19 protein-coding genes and 1 pseudogene are annotated in these 19,122 nt (G+C 61.6%); 12 read left to right on the top strand and 8 right to left on the bottom strand.

Translation table 11 applies throughout. The annotated features are described in order from the left end of the window. The first annotated feature begins 72 nt into the window (after nt 1–72). Nucleotides 73–2,289, top strand: coding sequence for an FAD-dependent oxidoreductase (locus BLV09_RS22415; protein ID WP_146688934.1), 2,217 nt, complete (start codon nt 73–75; stop codon nt 2,287–2,289). A 151-nt stretch (nt 2,290–2,440) separates the two neighbouring features. Here BLV09_RS22415 and gstA read toward each other — a convergent pair whose 3' ends face one another. Next, a complete protein-coding gene (gene gstA, locus BLV09_RS22410) occupies nt 2,441–3,055 on the bottom strand; it encodes a glutathione transferase GstA (RefSeq protein WP_146688933.1) in 615 nt (204 codons plus the stop codon). Between the two features lie 146 nt (nt 3,056–3,201). Between gstA and BLV09_RS22405 the strand changes: the two genes are divergently transcribed. The 3 genes from BLV09_RS22405 to BLV09_RS22395 all read left to right on the top strand — a co-directional run bounded on the left by BLV09_RS22405 (nt 3,202) and on the right by BLV09_RS22395 (nt 5,913). Further along, nucleotides 3,202–3,690 (top strand): MarR family winged helix-turn-helix transcriptional regulator, encoded by a 489-nt coding sequence (locus tag BLV09_RS22405; RefSeq protein ID WP_146688932.1) that lies wholly within the window; start codon nt 3,202–3,204, stop codon nt 3,688–3,690. Between the two features lie 96 nt (nt 3,691–3,786). Beyond that, nucleotides 3,787–5,157 carry a glutamate--cysteine ligase gene (locus BLV09_RS22400; protein WP_146688931.1) on the top strand — a complete coding sequence of 457 codons (1,371 nt, stop codon included), beginning with the start codon at nt 3,787–3,789 and terminating at the stop codon, nt 5,155–5,157. Between the two features lie 201 nt (nt 5,158–5,358). After that, nucleotides 5,359–5,913: a PAN domain-containing protein gene (locus tag BLV09_RS22395; RefSeq protein ID WP_146688930.1), complete on the top strand. Its 555-nt coding sequence runs from the start codon at nt 5,359–5,361 to the stop codon at nt 5,911–5,913. 13 nt (nt 5,914–5,926) lie between these two features. On the opposite strand, the pseudogene BLV09_RS22390 reads toward BLV09_RS22395, so the two are convergent. The 6 genes and pseudogenes from BLV09_RS22390 to BLV09_RS22365 form a co-directional block, all read right to left on the bottom strand. Beyond that, nucleotides 5,927–6,642: pseudogene (locus BLV09_RS22390) on the bottom strand (IS5 family transposase). Between the two features lie 235 nt (nt 6,643–6,877). Next, entirely contained in the window at nt 6,878–7,450 is a 573-nt protein-coding gene (locus tag BLV09_RS22385; RefSeq protein WP_146691241.1) for a nucleotidyltransferase family protein, read from the bottom strand. A 15-nt stretch (nt 7,451–7,465) separates the two neighbouring features. Continuing rightward, nucleotides 7,466–7,813, bottom strand: coding sequence for an MmcQ/YjbR family DNA-binding protein (locus BLV09_RS22380; protein WP_146688929.1), 348 nt, complete (start codon nt 7,811–7,813; stop codon nt 7,466–7,468). Nucleotides 7,814–7,826: 13 nt separating this feature from the next. After that, entirely contained in the window at nt 7,827–8,597 is a 771-nt protein-coding gene (lepB, locus tag BLV09_RS22375) for a signal peptidase I (protein ID WP_146688928.1), read from the bottom strand. After that, nucleotides 8,594–10,021 (bottom strand): metalloprotease TldD, encoded by a 1,428-nt coding sequence (tldD, locus tag BLV09_RS22370; RefSeq protein ID WP_100384500.1) that lies wholly within the window; start codon nt 10,019–10,021, stop codon nt 8,594–8,596. Before tldD ends, lepB begins: the two co-directional genes overlap by 4 nt. Before the next feature lie 203 nt (nt 10,022–10,224). Continuing rightward, nucleotides 10,225–10,797 (bottom strand): invasion associated locus B family protein, encoded by a 573-nt coding sequence (locus tag BLV09_RS22365; RefSeq protein ID WP_433994437.1) that lies wholly within the window; start codon nt 10,795–10,797, stop codon nt 10,225–10,227. A 478-nt stretch (nt 10,798–11,275) separates the two neighbouring features. Between BLV09_RS22365 and coxB the strand changes: the two genes are divergently transcribed. From coxB to BLV09_RS22325, 8 genes are all read left to right on the top strand, one after another. Next, the gene (gene coxB / locus BLV09_RS22360; RefSeq protein ID WP_100384499.1) at nt 11,276–12,115 is read left to right on the top strand and encodes a cytochrome c oxidase subunit II; all 840 of its coding nucleotides are present in this window, start codon (nt 11,276–11,278) and stop codon (nt 12,113–12,115) included. A gap of 82 nt (nt 12,116–12,197) precedes the next feature. Continuing rightward, nucleotides 12,198–13,823 carry a cytochrome c oxidase subunit I gene (gene ctaD / locus BLV09_RS22355; protein ID WP_146688927.1) on the top strand — a complete coding sequence of 542 codons (1,626 nt, stop codon included), beginning with the start codon at nt 12,198–12,200 and terminating at the stop codon, nt 13,821–13,823. Nucleotides 13,824–13,879: 56 nt separating this feature from the next. Continuing rightward, a complete protein-coding gene (locus tag BLV09_RS22350) occupies nt 13,880–14,818 on the top strand; it encodes a heme o synthase (protein ID WP_146688926.1) in 939 nt (312 codons plus the stop codon). Between the two features lie 19 nt (nt 14,819–14,837). Further along, the gene (locus BLV09_RS22345; RefSeq protein ID WP_100384496.1) at nt 14,838–15,002 is read left to right on the top strand and encodes a CoxF protein; all 165 of its coding nucleotides are present in this window, start codon (nt 14,838–14,840) and stop codon (nt 15,000–15,002) included. 31 nt (nt 15,003–15,033) lie between these two features. Continuing rightward, nucleotides 15,034–15,678: a cytochrome c oxidase assembly protein gene (locus tag BLV09_RS22340; RefSeq protein ID WP_146688925.1), complete on the top strand. Its 645-nt coding sequence runs from the start codon at nt 15,034–15,036 to the stop codon at nt 15,676–15,678. Nucleotides 15,679–15,769: 91 nt separating this feature from the next. Then, the gene (locus BLV09_RS22335; protein WP_146688924.1) at nt 15,770–16,627 is read left to right on the top strand and encodes a cytochrome c oxidase subunit 3; all 858 of its coding nucleotides are present in this window, start codon (nt 15,770–15,772) and stop codon (nt 16,625–16,627) included. Nucleotides 16,628–16,704: 77 nt separating this feature from the next. After that, nucleotides 16,705–17,094 (top strand): DUF983 domain-containing protein, encoded by a 390-nt coding sequence (locus tag BLV09_RS22330; protein WP_146688923.1) that lies wholly within the window; start codon nt 16,705–16,707, stop codon nt 17,092–17,094. Beyond that, nucleotides 17,091–17,873 (top strand): SURF1 family protein, encoded by a 783-nt coding sequence (locus BLV09_RS22325; protein WP_146688922.1) that lies wholly within the window; start codon nt 17,091–17,093, stop codon nt 17,871–17,873. Before BLV09_RS22330 ends, BLV09_RS22325 begins: the two co-directional genes overlap by 4 nt. Before the next feature lie 61 nt (nt 17,874–17,934). On the opposite strand, the gene BLV09_RS22320 is transcribed toward BLV09_RS22325, so the two are convergent. Next, nucleotides 17,935–18,210 (bottom strand): hypothetical protein, encoded by a 276-nt coding sequence (locus BLV09_RS22320; RefSeq protein ID WP_349536591.1) that lies wholly within the window; start codon nt 18,208–18,210, stop codon nt 17,935–17,937. Between the last annotated feature and the right edge of the window lie 912 nt (nt 18,211–19,122).

Below are 19,122 nucleotides of genomic sequence, written 5' to 3'. Positions count from 1 at the left end.
GAACGCGCTTCGCTTGTTCTCGCCACCTTCTCCCACAAGGGGAGAAGGGAAAACCAATTGGGAGCGACCAACATGGCCTACAAAAATTTCAAGATCGAGACCGACGCCGACGGCATCGCGCTGGTGACATGGGACACGCCGGGCCGTTCGATGAACGTGCTCGATGAGACCTCGATCAACGAACTCGAAGCGATCGTGAAGCAGACCTCGGCCGATGCCGCTGTGAAGGGCGTCGTCATCACCTCGGGCAAGGAAGCGTTGTCGGCCGGCGCCGACCTGTCGATGCTCGAAGGCATGGCCCGTACTTATGCCGACGTGCTCAAGGCCAGGGGCGAAGAAGCCGCCAACCAGATGCTGTTCGACCAGAGCCGCCGCTTCTCCCTGGTGTTCCGTGGCATCGAGACCTCCGGCAAGCCGTGGGTTGCCGCCATCAACGGGCTGGCGCTCGGCGGCGGCTTCGAACTGACGCTGTCGTGCCATTACCGGGTCGCTGCCGAAAATCCCAAGACCCGTCTCGGCCTGCCGGAAGTGAAGGTCGGGCTTTTCCCCGGCGCTGGCGGCACCCAGCGCGTGCCACGCATCGTGCCGCCGCAGGATGCGATGCAGTTGCTGTTGAAGGGCGAGGCGATCACGCTCGACAAGGCCAAGGCGCTGAAGCTGGTCGATGCCGTGGTTCCCGCGGCCGATCTGATCAAGACCGCAAAGGACTGGATCAAGGGCGGCGGCAAGGCGGTCGCGCCCTGGGATGAAAAGGGTTTCAAGCTGCCGGGCGGACCGGTTTACTCCAAAGCCGGCATGATGATGTTCCCGGCCGGCAACGCGATCTTCCGCCGCGAGACCTACGACAATTATCCGGCCGCGCGCGCCATCATGCAGTGCGTGTATGAAGGCCTGCAGTTGCCGATCGACGCTGCCTTGCGGGTTGAGTCGCGCCACTTTGCGCAAATCCTGCGCAGCAAGGAAGCCGCGGCGATGATCCGCAGCCTGTTCCTGTCGATGCAGGAATTGAACAAGGGCGCCCGCCGCCCGCAGAACGTGCCGCCGACCAAGGTCAAGAAGCTCGCCGTGATCGGGGCAGGTTTCATGGGCGCCAGCGTCGGTTACGTTTCGGCGCGTGCCGGCATCGACGTGGTGCTGATCGACCGCGACCAAGAGAGCGCCGACAAGGGCAAGGGCCACGCCAGCGCCGTGATCGACGATCTGATCAAGAAGGGCCGCGCCAAGGAGGGCGATCGCGAGAAGATCCTGTCGCGCATCAGTGCGACCGCCGATTACAACGTGCTCAAGGATTGCGACCTCATCATCGAGGCGGTGTTCGAGGATCGCAAGGTCAAGGCGGAAACCTACGCCAAGGCGCAGCCGCTGTTGAAATCAGATGCAATCTTTGCCTCCAACACCTCGACGCTGCCGATCAATTCGCTGGCGGAGGAATTCAAGGACCAGGGCAAGTTCATCGGCATTCATTTCTTCTCGCCGGTCGAGAAGATGATGCTGGTGGAGATCATCGTCGGCAAGAACACCGGCGACGTCGCGCTCGCCACCGCGCTGGATTATGTGCGCACCATCGGCAAGACGCCGATCGTGGTCAATGATAGCAGAGGCTTCTTCGCCAATCGCTGCGTGCTGCGTTTCACCGCCGAAGGCCTGGAAATGCTGATGGAAGGCGTTCCGCCGGCGATGATCGAGAACACCGCGAAGATGGCGGGTATGCCGGTCGGACCGCTGTCGCTGTCGGACGAGGTCGCGCTCGATCTCGTGCTCAAGATCATGAAGGCAACCGAGGCCGATCTCGGCGCCAATGCCATCGATCAGGCCCAGAAGAAGCTGCTGGTCGAGATGGTCGAGAAACAAGGCCGCTTCGGCCGCAAGAACAGCAAGGGCTTTTACGACTATCCGGAGAAGGGCAAGGGCCAGAAGAGCCTGTGGTCGGCGCTCGGCGGCTTGCAGCCGAAACACCTCGACCCGGATACGCTCGACATCGAAGAGATGAAGCAGCGCTTTCTCGTTGTCCAAGCGGTGGAAGCCGCGCGCACCGTCGAGGATCACGTCATCACCGATATGCGCGAGGCTGATGTCGGCTCGATCCTGGGCTTCGGCTTCGCCCCGTTCACCGGCGGCACGCTGTCCTATATCGACTTCTTGGGCACCAAGAAGTTTGTCGAGCTTTGCCACAAGCTCGAGGCCAAATACGGCTCGCGCTTCTCGCCGCCCAAACTGCTGGTCGACATGGCGGCGAAGGGCGAGACCTTCTACGGACGCTTTCCGCCGAAGAAGCAGGCGGCGGCCTAAGTCGTCAACGCCGGAGCCTCGAATAAACTCTCGACGTCATGGCCGGGCTCGTCCCGGCCATCCACGCCTTGTTTTACGGCGCGAATCAAAGACGTGGATGCCCGGCACAAGGCCGGGCATGACGAAACTTTGATGCGCGATTGCTAAAGGATCACGCCGCCTTCAACAGGCCTTCCATCTTCAGCGCCGCCTGCACGTTGGGCCGTGCCGCGACGCGATCCTTGAAGGCCATCAGGTTCTTCATCCCGGAGAGGTCGATCTTCATGCGGTCCGCCCAGGCCAGCATCACGAACAGATAGCCGTCGGCGACCGTGAACTGCTTGCCCATCAGATAATCGCGGCCGGCAAGCTGGGAGTCGGCATATTTGAACTTGCCGACGATGCGATCGACGAAAAACTTCTTCACTTCATCCGGGATTGCCGGATTGAACAACGGACTGAAATTCTTGTGCAGCTCGCTGGTGGTAAAGTTCAGCCATTCCTGCATCTTGTAGCGTTCGTCGGTGCCGTTGGCCGGCGCGAGATGCTTGCCGGGGGCCTTGTCGGCGATGACCTGGACGATCACCGGGCCTTCGGTCACCAGTTCGCCGCTGTCCAGCATCAGCGCCGGCACCTGGCCCTTCGGATTGATGGCGGCGAAGTCCTCGCCGGTTTCGGTCTTTTTCGCCTTGAGGTCGACCTTCACGAGTTCGTGGGCGAGACCGGCTTCATGCAGCGCGATGTGGGGCGAGAGTGAGCAGGCGCCGGGCGCGTAATAGAGCTTCATGGGATATTTCCTCCTGTGAATTATTGGCTGTCCGAGGCCGGGGGCTCGAATGCAGGTGCGTTTAAATGCATTTGCATGGAATAGTCAAGATTGATGCAGCTGCATTTAGTGCGGTACACTGCCGCGTCTCATCTATGGACCGAACCATGAAACGCAAACCATCAACCGAGGCGACCGCCGCCTGGATACGCCTGATGCGCATCCAGAGCCGGGTGCTCGACGCGGTCGAGCAGGAGCTGAAGAAGGCCGGCTTCCCGCCGCTGGCCTGGTATGACGCGTTGCTCGAATTGTCGCGCGCGCCGACAGGCGAAATGCGGCCGGTTGAGCTGGAAAAGCAGATGCTGATCCCGCAATACTCGACCTCGCGGCTGATCGACCGGCTGGTGGACGAGGGATTGGCGGCGCGCCGCGAATGCAAGGTCGACAAGCGCGGCCAGTTCGTCGAGATCACCGAGGCCGGACGCGAGTTGCAGAAGAAGATGTGGAGCGCGTATTCGGCCGCGATCGAAAAGCATGTCGGCTCGAAATTGTCCGACGCGGATGCCGTCAAGCTCTGCGGCCTGCTTGACCGCCTGGGCTGCTCGTGTGACGAGGCGCCGGTACTTGCCGTCCGAGACGGCGTGGCCGCCCGATGATATTGTTCTCCTATCCCGCATTCCCGGACCCGTTGGTTCGGGGATATCCCCGACACCGTGCGCGTTCGGTCGAAGCGCTTTTTATCCGGAATTTGTATGGCGCGTGACCAGATCGATATGACGCCGCTGCAATCGCGCGACGAATTAGTCGCGTGGCTGGAAGCCGGCGCGAAGCCGGTTTCCGAATTCCGGATCGGCACCGAGCACGAGAAGACGCCGTTCACGCTCGAGGGCCACCATCCCGTGGCTTACGAAGGCGCGCGCGGCATCGGTGCGCTGCTCGACGGCATGAAACTCCTGCTCGGCTGGGAGCCGATCATGGAGCGCGGCAACATCATCGGCTTGTACGACGTCACCGGCGGTGGTGCGATTTCGCTGGAACCGGGCGGACAGTTCGAATTGTCCGGCGCGCCGGTCGAGACCGTGCATCAGACCCAGTCCGAACTGATGGCGCATCTGGCGCAGGTGCGCGAGATCGCTGCGCCGCTGGGCATCGGATTTCTCGGGCTCGGCATGACGCCATCATGGTCGCGCGCACAGATTCCGGTGATGCCGAAGGGCCGCTACAAGATCATGACCAACTACATGCCGAAGGTCGGTCGGTACGGCCTCGACATGATGTACCGGACCTGCACGGTGCAGACCAATCTCGACTTCTCCTCGGAAGCCGACATGGTCAAGAAGCTGCGTGTGTCGGTGGCGCTGCAGCCGGTGGCCACCGCTCTGTTCGCCAATTCGCCGTTTACCGAGGGCAAGCCGAACGGCTTCCAGTCGTTCCGCTCCGAGATCTGGCGCGACACCGACAATGCCCGCTCCGGCATGATCCCGTGGGCGTTCGAGGACGGCATGGGGTTTGAACGCTGGGTCGATTATGCGCTGGATGTGCCGATGTATTTCGTCAAGCGCGGCGATGCCTATATCGATGTCGCGGGCTCGTCGTTCCGCGATTTCTTTAACGGCAAGAATCCCGCTTTCCCCGGTGAGCGTCCGACGCTGTCGGATTGGGCCAATCATCTGTCGACGATTTTCCCCGAGGTGCGTTTGAAGCGCTATCTGGAAATGCGCGGCGCCGACGGCGTGCCGTGGGGACGGCTGCCGGCGCTGCCGGCGTTCTGGGTCGGCTTGCTCTATGACGACACCAGCCTCGATGCAGCGTGGGACATCGTCAAGCACTGGAATGCACATGAGCGTCAGGCGTTGCGCGATGATGTGCCGCGCTTCGGCTTCAAGGCCAGGATCAGGGACCGCTATCTGTTCGAAATCGCCAAGGAATGCGTGACGCTGGCGCATTCAGGCCTGCGGCGGCGCGGCCGGGTCGATCAGTTGGGCCGTGACGAAAGCCGTCATCTGGAGCCGCTGGAGCGAACCATCGACTGCGGGCACTCCCCGGCCGAGGAGATGCTGGAGAAATTTCACGGCTCCTGGCAAGGTTCTGTGGAACCGGCCTATGAGGAATACGCTTTCTAAAGCGGTTTCCGAGCGAAAGCTTGGCCAAGAAAGCCTAGTAGCTCGGACGCGGCCCGGGCGGAGCGCTTTCGTCCAGAAAGGGCGTCACACTCCGGGCCTTCCCGGCGGCCTTTTGTGCCGTTCATCTGCCGTACAGGTTGATGGCGATCAAATGGCAGCCCGCAAACTGCGGTCCAGTCCAGATAATTGAAAGCATCGCGAATGTGGGGAGGCCGCCTGCTCAGGGCGTGTTTGGTGACATCAGTTTTATTGGTGGCGATCGCGGCGGCGCGCCCGGCGCTGGCGCAGGCCAATTTCGATCGTCCGGGCGGCGATTATCAGAACTCGCCGGTGGCTTCAGGCGATCCGGTGGATTGTGCGCTGTTATGCGAACGCGACCGGCGCTGCCGGGCATGGAGTTTCAACTATCCGACGGATATCGGGGGCAGCGCGGTATGCTGGCTGAAGAACAGCGTGCCCGCGCGCGTGCCGGATGATTGCTGCGTTTCCGGCGTGCGCGGCGCCGGCGTGGTCGAGCCGCGCAATGGCGCGATCGAAACCTCGATCGATCGGGCCGGTGGCGATTACCGGAGTTTCGACCTCAAGAGCGGCGAGGGCGATGAAGCCTGCAAGATGGCCTGTACCGCCGACAATAAATGCCGGGCCTGGACTTACGCGCGGCCGGCCTATGTCGGACGGGAAGCGCATTGCTTCCTGAAAAAGGAAATAAAGCCGCCACGGCGCAGGCCCGGGTTCATCTCGGGCGTGGTGCGCTAGGTGGTGTGGACACTTATCGCATCCATAAGATGATGGCTGCGAGAGTGATGACGGCAAGGTAATTTCGAGCGGTCTTTTCGAAGCGGGTGGCGACGCGGCGGAATTGCTTGAGCTTGGAGAAGCAGCATTCGACAAGATGGCGCTGGGCATAGAGATGTTTGTCGAGCGGATATTTGAGCGCGCGTGACGGGTTGTTGGGGATGACGGCGAGCGCTCCCTTGGCGGCGATGGCTTCGCGCAAATGATCGGCGTCATAGGCTGTATCGGCCATAACGATCTCGGCGGGCAATCCCTCGATCAATGCGGCGGCTTGCGGTGCATCGCCCTTCTGACCTGCGGTAAGCGTGAAGCGCACCGGACATCCCAGGCCGCGAACGGCCAGATGTATCTTGGTGCTCAGGCCGCCGCGCGAGCGGCCAAGCGCCTGATCTTCAGACCCCCTTTTTTCGCCCCGGCAGCGTGCTGATGCGCCCGGACGACGGTGGAATCGACGATCAGATATTCGAAATCCGGGTCGTCGGACATCGCCTCGAAGATCCGCCACCAAACACCCTTGATGCTCCATCGACTGAAGCGCCGGAACACGCTGTTCCAATCCCCGAACGCTTCCGGAAGATCACGCCAGGGAGAGCCCGTCCGCACGATCCACAGCACACCTTCCACGAACATCCGGTTGTCGCGCCCGGTGGAGCCTTTCTGGTCAGGCCGACCTATAATCAGAGGCGCCATCCGCTCCCAAGCCGCATCGCTCAAAACCAACCGATCCATCACACCCAAGGCCGCCTCCCAAAAAGAAGCCTTGAATCTGATTTGCTCCTAAAAGGGAATCCTTAGAGTCCACACCACCTAGAGCATGATTCAACCGAGTTGAATCGTGCTCGTCGTTCATCTTTTTGTTTGAGCATGATCTTTTCGGAAAACCGGTGTCCACTTTTCCGGATCATGCTCTAGGATTGTTCCATCGTCATTCGGCTTCGGCCGGTAAAACCGTGATCTCCGGCCACAGTGCTTTCCAGCGCGCGGCCTTCGCCTCGTAATTGGCCGTGGAGAAATTGGCAGCTCGATTGGGCCGTACGATCATGTTGGCGACATCGTCAAAGCCGTTTGGCGCATAGACTTCGTAGGCGTTAGGCGTGCGTCGGATTCCGACTTGCGTGTTTTTGGTCAGGAAGCGGTCGATGCCTTCCGTCGAGCAATATAGCGGCGGATAGGGAAGCCGATGCTTTTGCGGATACCAGAGATGGACGCGCGCCTGATTGCGCGCCTCGATCTTGACCCCGAGCTTTGCGAGGCGGCTTTGCAATCGGCGGATCTCGGCGTCTTCGGCCTCCCACGAAATGTCAGGGTCGAAATAGAAAATATCGTAATCAGCAATACCGTAATCGACGGCGCGTCCGGTCAATACATTCCACACGGTCTGCACCAGACATCCGGAGACGATCCATGCATCCGGCAGCTCCAGGTCAGACAATTCATTGGCGATGGCTTCATGGACGGGATTGCGAAGCGCGGCGGCGAGAAACCCGTCTTTATCCATGGTGGCGCGACGCAATCATGATTTCTGGCTGTGATCGAATGCCCTGACCGCCGCTTTTGATGCCAGCGCGCGCCATTGGCGGCGCAGCAGCGGTTCGACCGTTGCGCGCTTCGTCTTCGACAGCCGGATCAGCACCATCGGATAATCTTTATAGTGGTCGGTGAAGTAGAATACCTTCGGCTGGCTCGCCACCAGCATGTCGCGCTCGTCAGCAGGAATACCCGGCATGACCAGGCTGTCGCCGTCTTCCTTCAGCCGGGCCAGCATCTTCTTGCGGACCTTGAGCGCGGACGTGCCGTACGAAGTGCCGTCTTCGACCTCGGGCCAGGCCAACGTCAGTTTTCTGACGTCGTCGAAAGTCACGGCGCGGACGCCCTCAATGCACCGCGGTGAAGAACCGCGCCAGGCGGAAACCGGACAGCCATGTCCACACCGGCTGGCCGCGGATGCCGAGATCCCACGATCCGACCACGGCGTCGGCGCGGCCGACCAGATCGTCCATCGGCAATAACCCGACGCCGCCGTCCCGGACGGAAACGCGGCTATCGGCGGAGTTGTCACGGTTGTCGCCCATGACGAACAGCCGACCCTGCGGCACCATCACTTCAGGCGTGTTGTCGAGGCGGCCATTCTCGTAAAGCTTGAAAATCTGATGACTGACGCCGCCCGGCAGCGTCTCGATATAGCGATGCGCCGGCTCGGTGCTACCGTTGTCGTCCTCGGCCTCGCCGATGCCGTCCGGCTTCAGTTCAGCCGCGCGGTCGTTGATAAAGAGCTGTCCCTGACGCATCTGAATGCGGTCGCCGGGCAGGCCGACAACCCGCTTGACCCATGCCTGCGAGCGGTCGCCGGGCCAGCGGAACACCACCACGTCGCCGCGCTTCGGCTCGGCGCCGAACACGCGCCCGGTTTCGGGCAGGGTGATCTGGATCGGCAGCGAGGCGTCGCTGTAGCCGTAAGGATATTTCGACGCCAGCAGCGCGTCGCCGATCAGGAGTGTCGGCTCCATGGAGCCTGACGGCACGTAGAACGGCTCCGCAATAGCGCCCTTGGCGAGGAAAACGATCAGGACGATCGCCACCAGTTGGACCGCCTGGTCGAACCAGCTGCTGGTCTTGGTCGGGGTCGATAACTTCTCGACGCTCATCCGCCGGTTCCTCCAACGGTAATGCGTTCCATCCGCAGTGTCGGCTGGCCGACACCGACCGGCACGCCCTGACCGTGCTTGCCGCAGGTGCCGATGCCGGAATCCAGCGCGAGGTCATTGCCGATCATGGTGATGCGGTGCAGGTCGGTCGGTCCGTTGCCGATCAGCATGGCGCCTTTCAGCGGCGCGCCGAGCTTGCCGTTTTCGATTTTGTAGGCCTCGGTGCACTGGAACACATATTTGCCCGAGGTGATGTCGACTTGGCCGCCGCCAAAATTCGCGGCGTAGACACCTTTCTTGACGGAGGCGAGAATCTCGGCCGGATCGCGCTCGCCCGCCAGCATATAGGTGTTGGTCATGCGCGGCATCGGCACATGGGCATAGCCTTGCCGGCGGCCATTGCCGGTGGGCTTCATGTTCATCAGGCGGGCGTTCTGCCGGTCCTGCATGTAGCCGACCAGGATGCCGTCCTCGATCAGCACGGTGCGGTTGGTTGGCGTGCCCTCATCGTCGATCGACAATGAGCCGCGCCGTGACGCGATGGTGCCGTCGTCGATGACAGTCACGCCCTTGGCTGCCACCTGCTGACCCATCAGGCCGGCAAAGGCGGAGGTCTGCTTGCGGTTGAAGTCGCCCTCCAGGCCGTGACCGACGGCCTCGTGCAGCATCACGCCGGGCCAGCCGGCGCCGAGCACGACGTCCATTTCGCCGGCGGGGGCCGGCACCGATTCAAGATTGACCATCGCTTCGCGGATCGCGCCGTCGGCGGCCTCACGCCATGCCTTGGTTTCGATGAAGCGCGCATAGCCCTCGCGGCCGCCATAGCCCTTGCTGCCGCTTTCCTGGCGGTCGCCCTGGCCGGCGACCACGGAAATATTGACGCGCACCAGCGGGCGGATGTCCCGGTAGCTCTCGCCGTCGGGGCGGAGGATTTCCACCACCTGCCAGGTCGCGCCCAGGCTGACGGTGACCTGCCGGACCCGCGGGTCCTTGTCCCGGACATAGGCATCGATCTCGGCGAGCAGTTTTACCTTGCTCTCGAAGCCCGGCGCGTCCAGCGGATTGTCGTCGCCATAAAGCCGAACATTGGTGTGCGCGGGAGGCGCGGCGAACGTTCCCGAATAGCCGCCGCGCACCGCCGCGACGGCGTCGGCGGCGCGGATCAGTGCCGGCAGCGAGACGTCGGATGAATGGGCGTAGCCGACCGCGTCGTCCTTGACTGCCCGCAAGCCAAAACCCTGCGAGGTGTCGTAGGTCGCCTGCTTCAGCCGGCCATTGTCGAACATCAGCGCCTCGGTCTGGCTGTATTCCAGAAACAATTCGCCGTCGTCAGCGCCGGACAGGCCCCGCGCCAGTTCAGTGCGCACGGAATCGCGATCGAGGTTGGCGCGGTCGAGGAGCGAGGTTGTGGCAGGATTGGTCATGCGAGGCTCCGATGCAGTGCAGGCATTCCGGTCGTCCCCGCGAAGGCGGGGTCCTGTAACCACAAGTCCAGGTGTTCTGGGAAAGACTTGCGGAAAGGTCGTCTTACAACAAGGTAACCTGTGGCTATGGGGCCCGGTTCGTTGGCCGGGACGACAATAGGGCCAAGATAGTCATGCCTGCGCGAAAAAGGGAGGGGCTCCCTTCACGGCAGCTTGTCAAATCCCTCAGCGAGGCCGTTGAGGCTGAGCGGGAAGCCGATACCTTCTTCGGGGGTCTCGAAGATGATGAAAGTCGCGGTCTTCGCGCTGCGCAACTGACCCAGCAGCTTGTCGTCCATCACGACTTCGGCAACACAGCCATTGGGCAGGCAGCGCACGAAGCCGGCGCGGCCGACGTCGACATTGTCGAGCTTGAGGCCGAGGCCCGAGGGCAGCAGCACGCCGAGCGGCGCCACCACGCGCATCAGCCGGTTCTTCTGGTCGGCGGTTTTGAGCACGATAACGGTCAGCCCGGCGTTGGAGCGGTCCTCCGCCACCACGCTCTGGATCAGCGCGCATTGCTCGGCCTGGGCGCCGGGCGGCGTGTCGCAGCGGATCTGCCAGTCACCATGGACCGAACGGACGGCGCCCTGCGCGCGAGCGACAACCGTCAGACCAAGAAGGCTGGCGATCGTGACGCTCACGCAAAGCAATTGGCGCATGGTTGACGACAAAGCAGCGGACAATTGGTAGGCCCTGTTTGTGTTGTGCCAGTTCAGGTCTTTTGAAGGCCCCATCGGGGTCGATCCTTCCAGCATGCCCTTGGCCAGCGTTCCTTCGCCAATTTCCTTGGGCAATTCGGTGCGAGGTATTGGACTGATACGGTAATGACGGCACCTTGAAGGCAGCCCGACGCTGGACGAGCCATTCCGCAACTCGCGAATCAGGTTCCTGTGGAGCACCGCCGTTGTGCCTACATCGGGTAATCCGGCTGTCAAGCGAAGCCGGACGCCGAATCAGGCGCTTTGGCCTGATTTCTCGGGAAAATGTCACATCAGCAGACCAAGCTGTAATGCATCGGTACACGACATACTACTGCATTGCGAGAGGCTAAGAATTATGGTTTGAGAGGCGTGATTTCGACGCGTTCTAGCGATCTGGCCGATGTACTCCTGGAGTCCATCCCACGGCCGTTTGTCAGGGGGCGGATCGTGCAGGCATTTCCAGCCATCCGGCCGGGATGCTCAGGGGTACTATCAAGGGAGCGCGAACGGCATGAAGATGTCGAAGGGCCAAGTGGGCCGGCGGATGCTGGGATTAGCGGTGGCTGGCGTTGCGCTGGCGGCCGGCGGAACGGCTTTCGCTGAATTGGGGCAGCCAGCGCCATGGGAATACAAGCTTCAGGGGGCGGCTTCTCCGGTGATGGAAAACATCACCTGGTTTCACAACTTCTTGTTTGTGCTGATCACCCTGATCACGCTGTTCGTTCTGGCGCTGCTGATCATCGTCGTTGTGAAATTCAACGCCAAAGCCAATCCGGTCCCCTCCAGGACCACCCATAATACCTTGGTCGAAGTGGCCTGGACGCTGATTCCGGTGCTGATTCTGGTCGGCATCGCGGTGCCGTCGTTCCGCCTGCTGTTCGAGGAGCTCGACGTTCCCAAAGCCGACCTCACGATCAAGGCGACCGGCAAGCAGTGGTACTGGAGCTACGCCTATCCCGATAATGGCAAGTTCGAATTCGACTCGTTGTTGGCCCAGGACAAGCAGCCCCGGCTGCTTGGCGTCGACAATGAGGTGGTCGTGCCGGTCAACAAGGTGATCCGGGTTCAGGTCACCGGGGCGGATGTGATCCATTCCTTCGCGGTGCCGGCCTTCGGCATCAAGATCGACGCGATCCCGGGCCGTCTTAACGAAACTTGGTTCAAGGCCACCACGACCGGGATGTTCTACGGCCAGTGTTCGGAATTGTGCGGCAAGGATCACGCCTTCATGCCGATTGCGGTACGGGTCGTGAGCGATCAGGATTTCGCGGCCTGGGTCGAGGAAGCGAAGAAGAAGTTTGCCAGCGCGGCGACGAGTACGTTCGCCTCGGCGGCTGGAGCAGCGCAATAGGCCGAAAGCCTGCAAGCGCATCGACGGGACAAGGGCGACGGGACCGCAAGGTCCGAATAGGACTGCAAGGCAGGATTTGAAAATGGCAACCACCGCAGCAACACCGGCTCACGACGATCACGCCCATGACGATCACGCGCACGACCATCCGACCGGATGGCGGCGCTACGTCTATTCGACGAACCACAAGGACATCGGCACGATGTACCTGGTGTTCGCGATCGTCGCGGGCGTCATCGGTGCGGCACTGTCGATCGCGATCCGCGCCGAGCTGATGTATCCGGGCGTCCAGTTTTTCACCAACACCCATACCTACAACGTGTTCGTGACCTCGCACGGCCTGATCATGATCTTCTTCATGGTGATGCCGGCGATGATCGGCGGTTTCGGCAACTGGATGGTGCCGCTGATGATCGGCGCGCCTGACATGGCGTTCCCGCGCATGAACAACATTTCGTTCTGGCTGCTGCCGGCCTCGTTCGCGCTGCTCATTATATCCACCTTCGTTGAGGGTGAACCGGGCGCCAATGGTGTCGGGACCGGCTGGACCATGTACGCGCCGCTATCGACGTCAGGCCATCCCGGACCGGCGGTCGATTTCGCCATTCTGTCGCTGCATCTGGCCGGCGCCTCGTCGATTCTCGGCGCCATCAACTTCATCACCACGATCTTCAACATGCGCGCGCCGGGCATGACGCTGCACAAGATGCCGCTGTTCGTGTGGTCGATCCTGGTGACGGTGTTTTTGCTGTTGCTGTCGCTGCCGGTGCTCGCCGGCGCCATCACCATGCTGCTCACCGACCGTAATTTCGGCACCACGTTCTTCTCCGCCGAGGGCGGTGGCGACCCCGTGCTGTTCCAGCATCTGTTCTGGTTCTTCGGCCACCCCGAAGTCTACATCCTGATCCTTCCGGGCTTCGGCATGGTCAGCCAGATCGTCTCGACCTTCTCGAAGAAGCCGGTGTTCGGTTATCTCGGCATGGCCTATGCGATGGTTGCGATCGGCGGCATCGGTTTCGTGGTCTGGGCGCACCACATGTACACGGTCGGTATGTCCAGCGCGACGCAGGCTTATTTCGTCGCCGCCACCATGGTGATCGCGGTGCCGACCGGCGTAAAGATCTTCTCCTGGATCGCCACGATGTGGGGCGGCTCGATCGAGTTCAAGACGCCGATGCTGTGGGCGATCGGCTTCATCTTCCTGTTTACGCTGGGCGGCGTCACCGGCGTGGTGCTCGCCAACGCCGGCGTCGACCGCGTGCTGCAGGACACCTACTACGTCGTCGCGCACTTCCACTACGTGCTGTCGCTCGGCGCGGTGTTCGCGATCTTTGCCGGCTGGTACTACTGGTTCCCGAAAATGTTCGGCTACATGTATTCCGAGCGGATCGGCAAGCTGCACTTCTGGTTCACCTTCATCGGCGTCAACCTGGTGTTCTTCCCGCAGCACTTCCTCGGCCTTTCCGGCATGCCGCGGCGTTATGTTGACTATCCCGACGCGTTCGCGGGCTGGAATTTCGTGTCCTCGATCGGTTCCTACATCTCGGGTTTCGGCGTGCTGATCTTCATCTACGGCGTGATCGATGCCTTCGTGCGCAAGGAGAAAGCCGCCGACAATCCGTGGGGCGTCGGCGCCACCACGCTGGAATGGACGCTGTCGTCGCCGCCGCCGTTCCACCAGTTCGAAGTGCTGCCGCGGGTGCAGTGATGCGGATGCGCGGCGCATCGATAGCGCCGCGCGCCTAACCAGAAGCGAGACCTGTCTTGTCGGTTGTCGATCATAACGCCATTGAGCTGTCGCCCCGGATTTCCGAGGCCGATGTCGGCGACTACATCGCGCTGCTGAAACCGCGGGTGATGTCGCTGGTGATCTTCACCGCGTTGGTTGGTCTCGTGATCGCGCCGGGGCATGTTCACCCGGTGCTGGCGATCACCTCGATCCTTTGCATCGCGGTTGGCGCCGGCGCTTCCGGCGCGCTGAACATGGCGCTGGAGGGCGACATCGACGCGCTGATGTCGCGCACCGCGAACCGGCCGATTCCGCGCGGCCGCATTACGCAGCCGGAAGCCATGGCGTTCGGGATGACGCTGGCGTTCTTCTCGGTGATGACGCTCGGCATCCTTGTCAACTGGCTTGCCGGCGGGCTGCTCGCCTTCACGATCTTCTTCTATGTCGTGATCTATACGATGATGCTGAAGCGCTGGACCGCGCAGAACATCGTGATCGGCGGCGCCGCTGGCGCGCTGCCGCCTGTCGTGGCTTGGGCTGCGGCAACCGGCTCGCTGTCGATGGAGCCGGTGCTGCTGTTTCTGATCATCTTCTTTTGGACCCCGCCGCATTTCTGGGCGCTGGCGCTGTTTCGCAGTGACGACTATGCGCGCGCAGGCGTGCCGATGCTGCCGGTTGTGGCCGGCCCGGACGCGACCCGGCTGCAGATCCTGCTCTATACGATCGTGCTGGTTGCGGTCGCATTCGCGCCCTGGCCGCTGGGCTATTTCGACGCGGTCTATGGCGTGACGTCGCTGGTTCTCGGTGCCGGCATGCTGGCGCTAGCGGTCAACGTCTATCGCCGGCGCGGGCGCAGCGAATCGCTGCGCGCGAATCGAAAGCTGTTTGCATTCTCCATCCTTTATCTGTTTGCGCTGTTCGCGACCCTGCTGCTTGAGGTCGTCGTCCATGCCCTTGCACCGTCAATCTGGTAAGGGGGCGCATGGCGAGGGAATGGACAACAATCGCAAGCCAGATGGAATCGTCCTCACCGAGGCACAGCAGAAAAGCCGCCGCCGGCGTTCAATCGCCATCGCGTGGGCGCTCGGCGTCCTCGTCGTGTTGTTTTTCGCGGTCACCATGGTCAAGGGGCCGGGCGTTCTCGTGCGGCCCATGTGATTGCTGATGTAACCGGAATGATGTGAACGATATGGAGAACAAGCCCACGATACCGCAGCAATCGACCCCAAATCGCAACGCAGGTCTCCGTCGCGGCCTGACGCGCGATGCGGTGGTGGCTGCGATTTGCGGTTTCGTCGTGGTGCTGATGGTGGGCGCGTCCTATGCCGCCGTGCCGTTTTACAACTGGTTCTGCCGCTCGACCGGTTTCAACGGCACCACCCAGGTCGCGGAAGCGGCGCCGACATCAGCGCCACTGGCGCGCAAGATCGCGGTACGGTTCGATTCCAATGTCGCCGGCGGACTGCCGTGGAAGTTCGAGCCGGAAAAAACCCAGATCGAAGTCAATATCGGCGAAGTCGTCACCGTCTATTACACCGTGACCAATCAGGCGGCGCGGACCACGACCGGGCAGGCGGCCTATAATGTGGCGCCGCTGACGGTCGGCGCGTATTTCCAGAAGATCAACTGCTTCTGTTTCACCGAGCAGACCATGAAGCCCGGCGAAACCCGTCAGATGGCGGTGGTGTTCTACGTCGATCCTGCTTTGGTCAAGGACAGCGACAATGACGGCCTCAACACCATCACGCTGTCCTACACCTTCTATCCCGTGCGCGATCCGGCGCCGCAGCCGGTAGCGGCGAGCGAGCCGGATCAACGCAAGGGAGACCTCTGACCGCCGGAATCATGGATTTCGAGATCTAGGGAATTTGATTTTTGAGACGAGACGTGCCGAATACCACCGGCACTGCTAACGGAGAGACCGAATGGCGACCGCGCAAGTCAAGCATCACGATTACCACCTCGTCGATCCGAGCCCGTGGCCGATCGTCGGTTCCATTTCGGCGTTCATCATGGCGGTCGGCGCGATCACCTGGATGCACCATCTGCTCTCGGCGGCTCCGATCATCTTTGGAATCGGCCTCATCGGCGTGCTCTACACGATGGCGAGCTGGTGGACGGACGTGATCCGCGAGGCGCAGTACAAGGGCGATCACACCCGCGTGGTGCAGATCAGCCACCGCTACGGCATGATCCTGTTCATCGCCTCCGAGGTGATGTTCTTTGTCGCCTGGTTCTGGGCCTTCTTCAATTCGGCGCTGTTCCCTGGCGATCCCGTGCATGCCACGCGCGACGCGCTGTTCGGCGGCGTGTGGCCGCCCAAGGGCATCGAGACGTTCGATCCCTGGCATCTGCCGCTGCTCAACACGCTGTTGCTGCTGACCTCCGGCACCACGGTCACCTGGGCGCACCACGCGCTGCTCGAGAACGATCGCAAGGGCCTGAAATACGGGCTGATCCTCACGATCCTGTTAGGGGCGACCTTCACCTGCGTGCAGGCGTTTGAATACAGCCACGCGGCGTTCTCCTTCGCCGGCAACATCTATGGCGCCACCTTCTTCATGGCGACCGGTTTCCACGGCTTCCATGTGCTGGTCGGCACCATCTTCCTGATCGTGTGCCTGGCGCGGACCTATGCCGGGCATTTCACGCCGACGCAGCATCTCGGCTTCGAATTCGCCGCCTGGTACTGGCATTTCGTCGACGTCGTCTGGCTGTTCCTGTTCATCTGTATCTACGTCTGGGGCCACGGCGCGGAAACCATGGCGCACGGCGCTCATTGATCGCGATCGACTGTGCTACAAGGGGCGGCCGCAGGGCCGCCCTTTTTGTTTTGCGGCAAAGCGCGAAAGACCAGTTCATGCCAGACGAGATATTGCCCACGGTAACCCAGAGTGCGCTGCGCGGCCTCGCCTGCAAATGCCCGCGTTGCGGCAAGGGCAAACTGTATTCGGGATTCCTGACGCTGCGGCCGAATTGTGAATCGTGCGGACTCGACTATGCCTTCATCGACGCCGGCGACGGCCCGGCGATCTTCATCATCATGATTGCCGGCGCGATCGTCGTCGCCTGCGCGCTGATCGTCGAGGTCAAGTATCAGCCGCCGTTCTGGGTGCATGCGGTGCTGTGGCTGCCACTGATTCTGGTGACCACGCTGTTGCCGCTGCGCTCGATGAAGTCGCTTCTGATCGCGTTGCAGTTTCACCACAAGGCGTCGGAAGGGCGCCTGATCGACCGCGAGCCGAAATGACCGGAGTACACGCGAGCCCGCGCCATCTCACCGGCTTCGGCATCTTCACCCTCCTGATGGTGGTGCTATTTACTGGGCTCGGCGTGTGGCAGTTGCAGCGCCGGGTCGAGAAGCACGCATTGATCGCAGCGCTGACCGAGCGACTCGCGGCAACGCCGGATTCGCTGCCGCCGGCGCCGCTATGGCCGACGCTCACGCAGGCGAGGGACGAATTCCGCCGGGTCCAGTTTTCAGCGACCTACGAGGCGCAGCCGGACGCGATGGTCTACAGCTCCGGCTCTGCTGTACGCGAGGACATTTCCGGTCCCGGTACCTGGGCGTTCATACCGGCGCGCCTGCCGGGTGGTGAAACCGTCGTGATCAACGCCGGCTTCGTGCAGAACACGATGCAGGATCGCGGCCAGCAGGATCGTGCGGTCAAGCCGCTCATCACCGGCGAACCGGCGATGCTCACCGGCTACATTCGTTTTCCCGAAAGCGCGGGCATGTTGACGCCGCAGGAAAACGTGGCCAGGCGGCTGTGGTTCACCAGGGACCATCTGGCCATGGCCCGCGCGCTCGGATGGGGCGGAGATGGCCGGCCGGTCGCGCCATTTTACATCGACCTGGAATCGCCGGTGCCTGCGAGCGGCGTCCCGAAGCCCGGCCCGCTGGACGTCCATCTGAAGGACGATCACATGCAATACGCCATCACCTGGTTCACCCTCGCGGGTGCCGTGGTGATCGCATTCGCCGTGTGGCTGTTCGGGCAGCGGCGGGCTTCCGCACTCCGAAAGTAAGACGCGCGCGGTTCAAAACTGGAAAGAAGCCGTCAACTAGGGTGTGTACTCTGCGTCCTGGTCAGTTCCAGTTCCAGTTCCACGCCGGAACATATACCTCTTGATTTCCAAAGCGTATCACCGGCGCGACGGGCGGGCCGTATGGATCGACCCGGTCGTCCTCAGGGCGATAACGATATCGTGGAACAAGATAATAATCCCAGTAAGGAATTGTCCTTACCACGGGTACCCTGATGATCTCCCGTTCACGAACGACTTTGGCCTTCTGCGCATGCGCTGCGCCACTGAAGGTCCCCAGGTTACACAGCACCAGGGCCGTTCCGAGAGCTACGGTCATTATCCTCATGCCTCGGCCTCCTTGCCACAGAGGCAAATTAACACACCGCTCATGATCGTTCCAGACTGCGCGGGGGCTTTGAAGGCGACGATGCGCCCTGACTGCGCCGCGGGTTTATGAGCGCACGCCCTAAGACGGCTTCCTTCATTTCAACTGATATCTACTCTCGCCTTAAGTGCACTTATCAGTAGCACCGCGTGATATTGACGGTCTGTTCTTTGCCGTCATGCCCAGGGACCGTTACCGTCTCCGCGGGGCAGCTCGGCACATAGGGGTGTTCAGAAGGTGTGACGGCCGGCGGAAATCGATGTGCCCAATCCCAGGGAACATCATATGTATAGGTGTAATGGTTGTCGCCTGATGTTGGTGGCGTAGCATCTATCGGGGGTTCGCCATCCGACGGCTCGTAGTAGAAGCCTCCGTCTCCCGGCCAGAAGGTCCCTCGATTGTTTCTCCGGCCATGCCGGAACGATTGGGCAACTGACCCGCGGGCCATCGCATGCGCCGAAGTAAACCCTCCACGATGCACGGCTCCCGATCCGGCGGCGAATGTCTCGTTCGCGGTAAGCACAAGCGCTACTACGCTGAGAGACGCGATAAACGCCCCATACATTCTATACGTCATGGCACGCACCAATTCGTTGGTTGCAGAGCAGCACCCCAACGAACGCTAGGCCGGCCCTTTCGTGCCTGCAAACGCATAATTAATTATTAGTTAAGATGTAACATTAATAGAGCCATTTTTCGTCAAAGATCACCACCGAATTGGCCAAGGGCTTCATGGGTGTAGACGGCTAAGGCCGTACTCAGCCGCCGAATGGACCAGGTGGTTGGGCCTGCCCGCACGAACGCTTTAGCGCAAAGGGCCGACGTCCTTGGCTCCACTTTAATTCGAACAGTGCCACATCCGGT

The sequence above is a fragment of the Bradyrhizobium canariense genome, assembly GCF_900105125.1.
In the GTDB taxonomy this organism is placed as follows: domain Bacteria; phylum Pseudomonadota; class Alphaproteobacteria; order Rhizobiales; family Xanthobacteraceae; genus Bradyrhizobium; species Bradyrhizobium canariense_A.
This window is presented reverse-complemented; position numbering and strand designations above follow the sequence as displayed.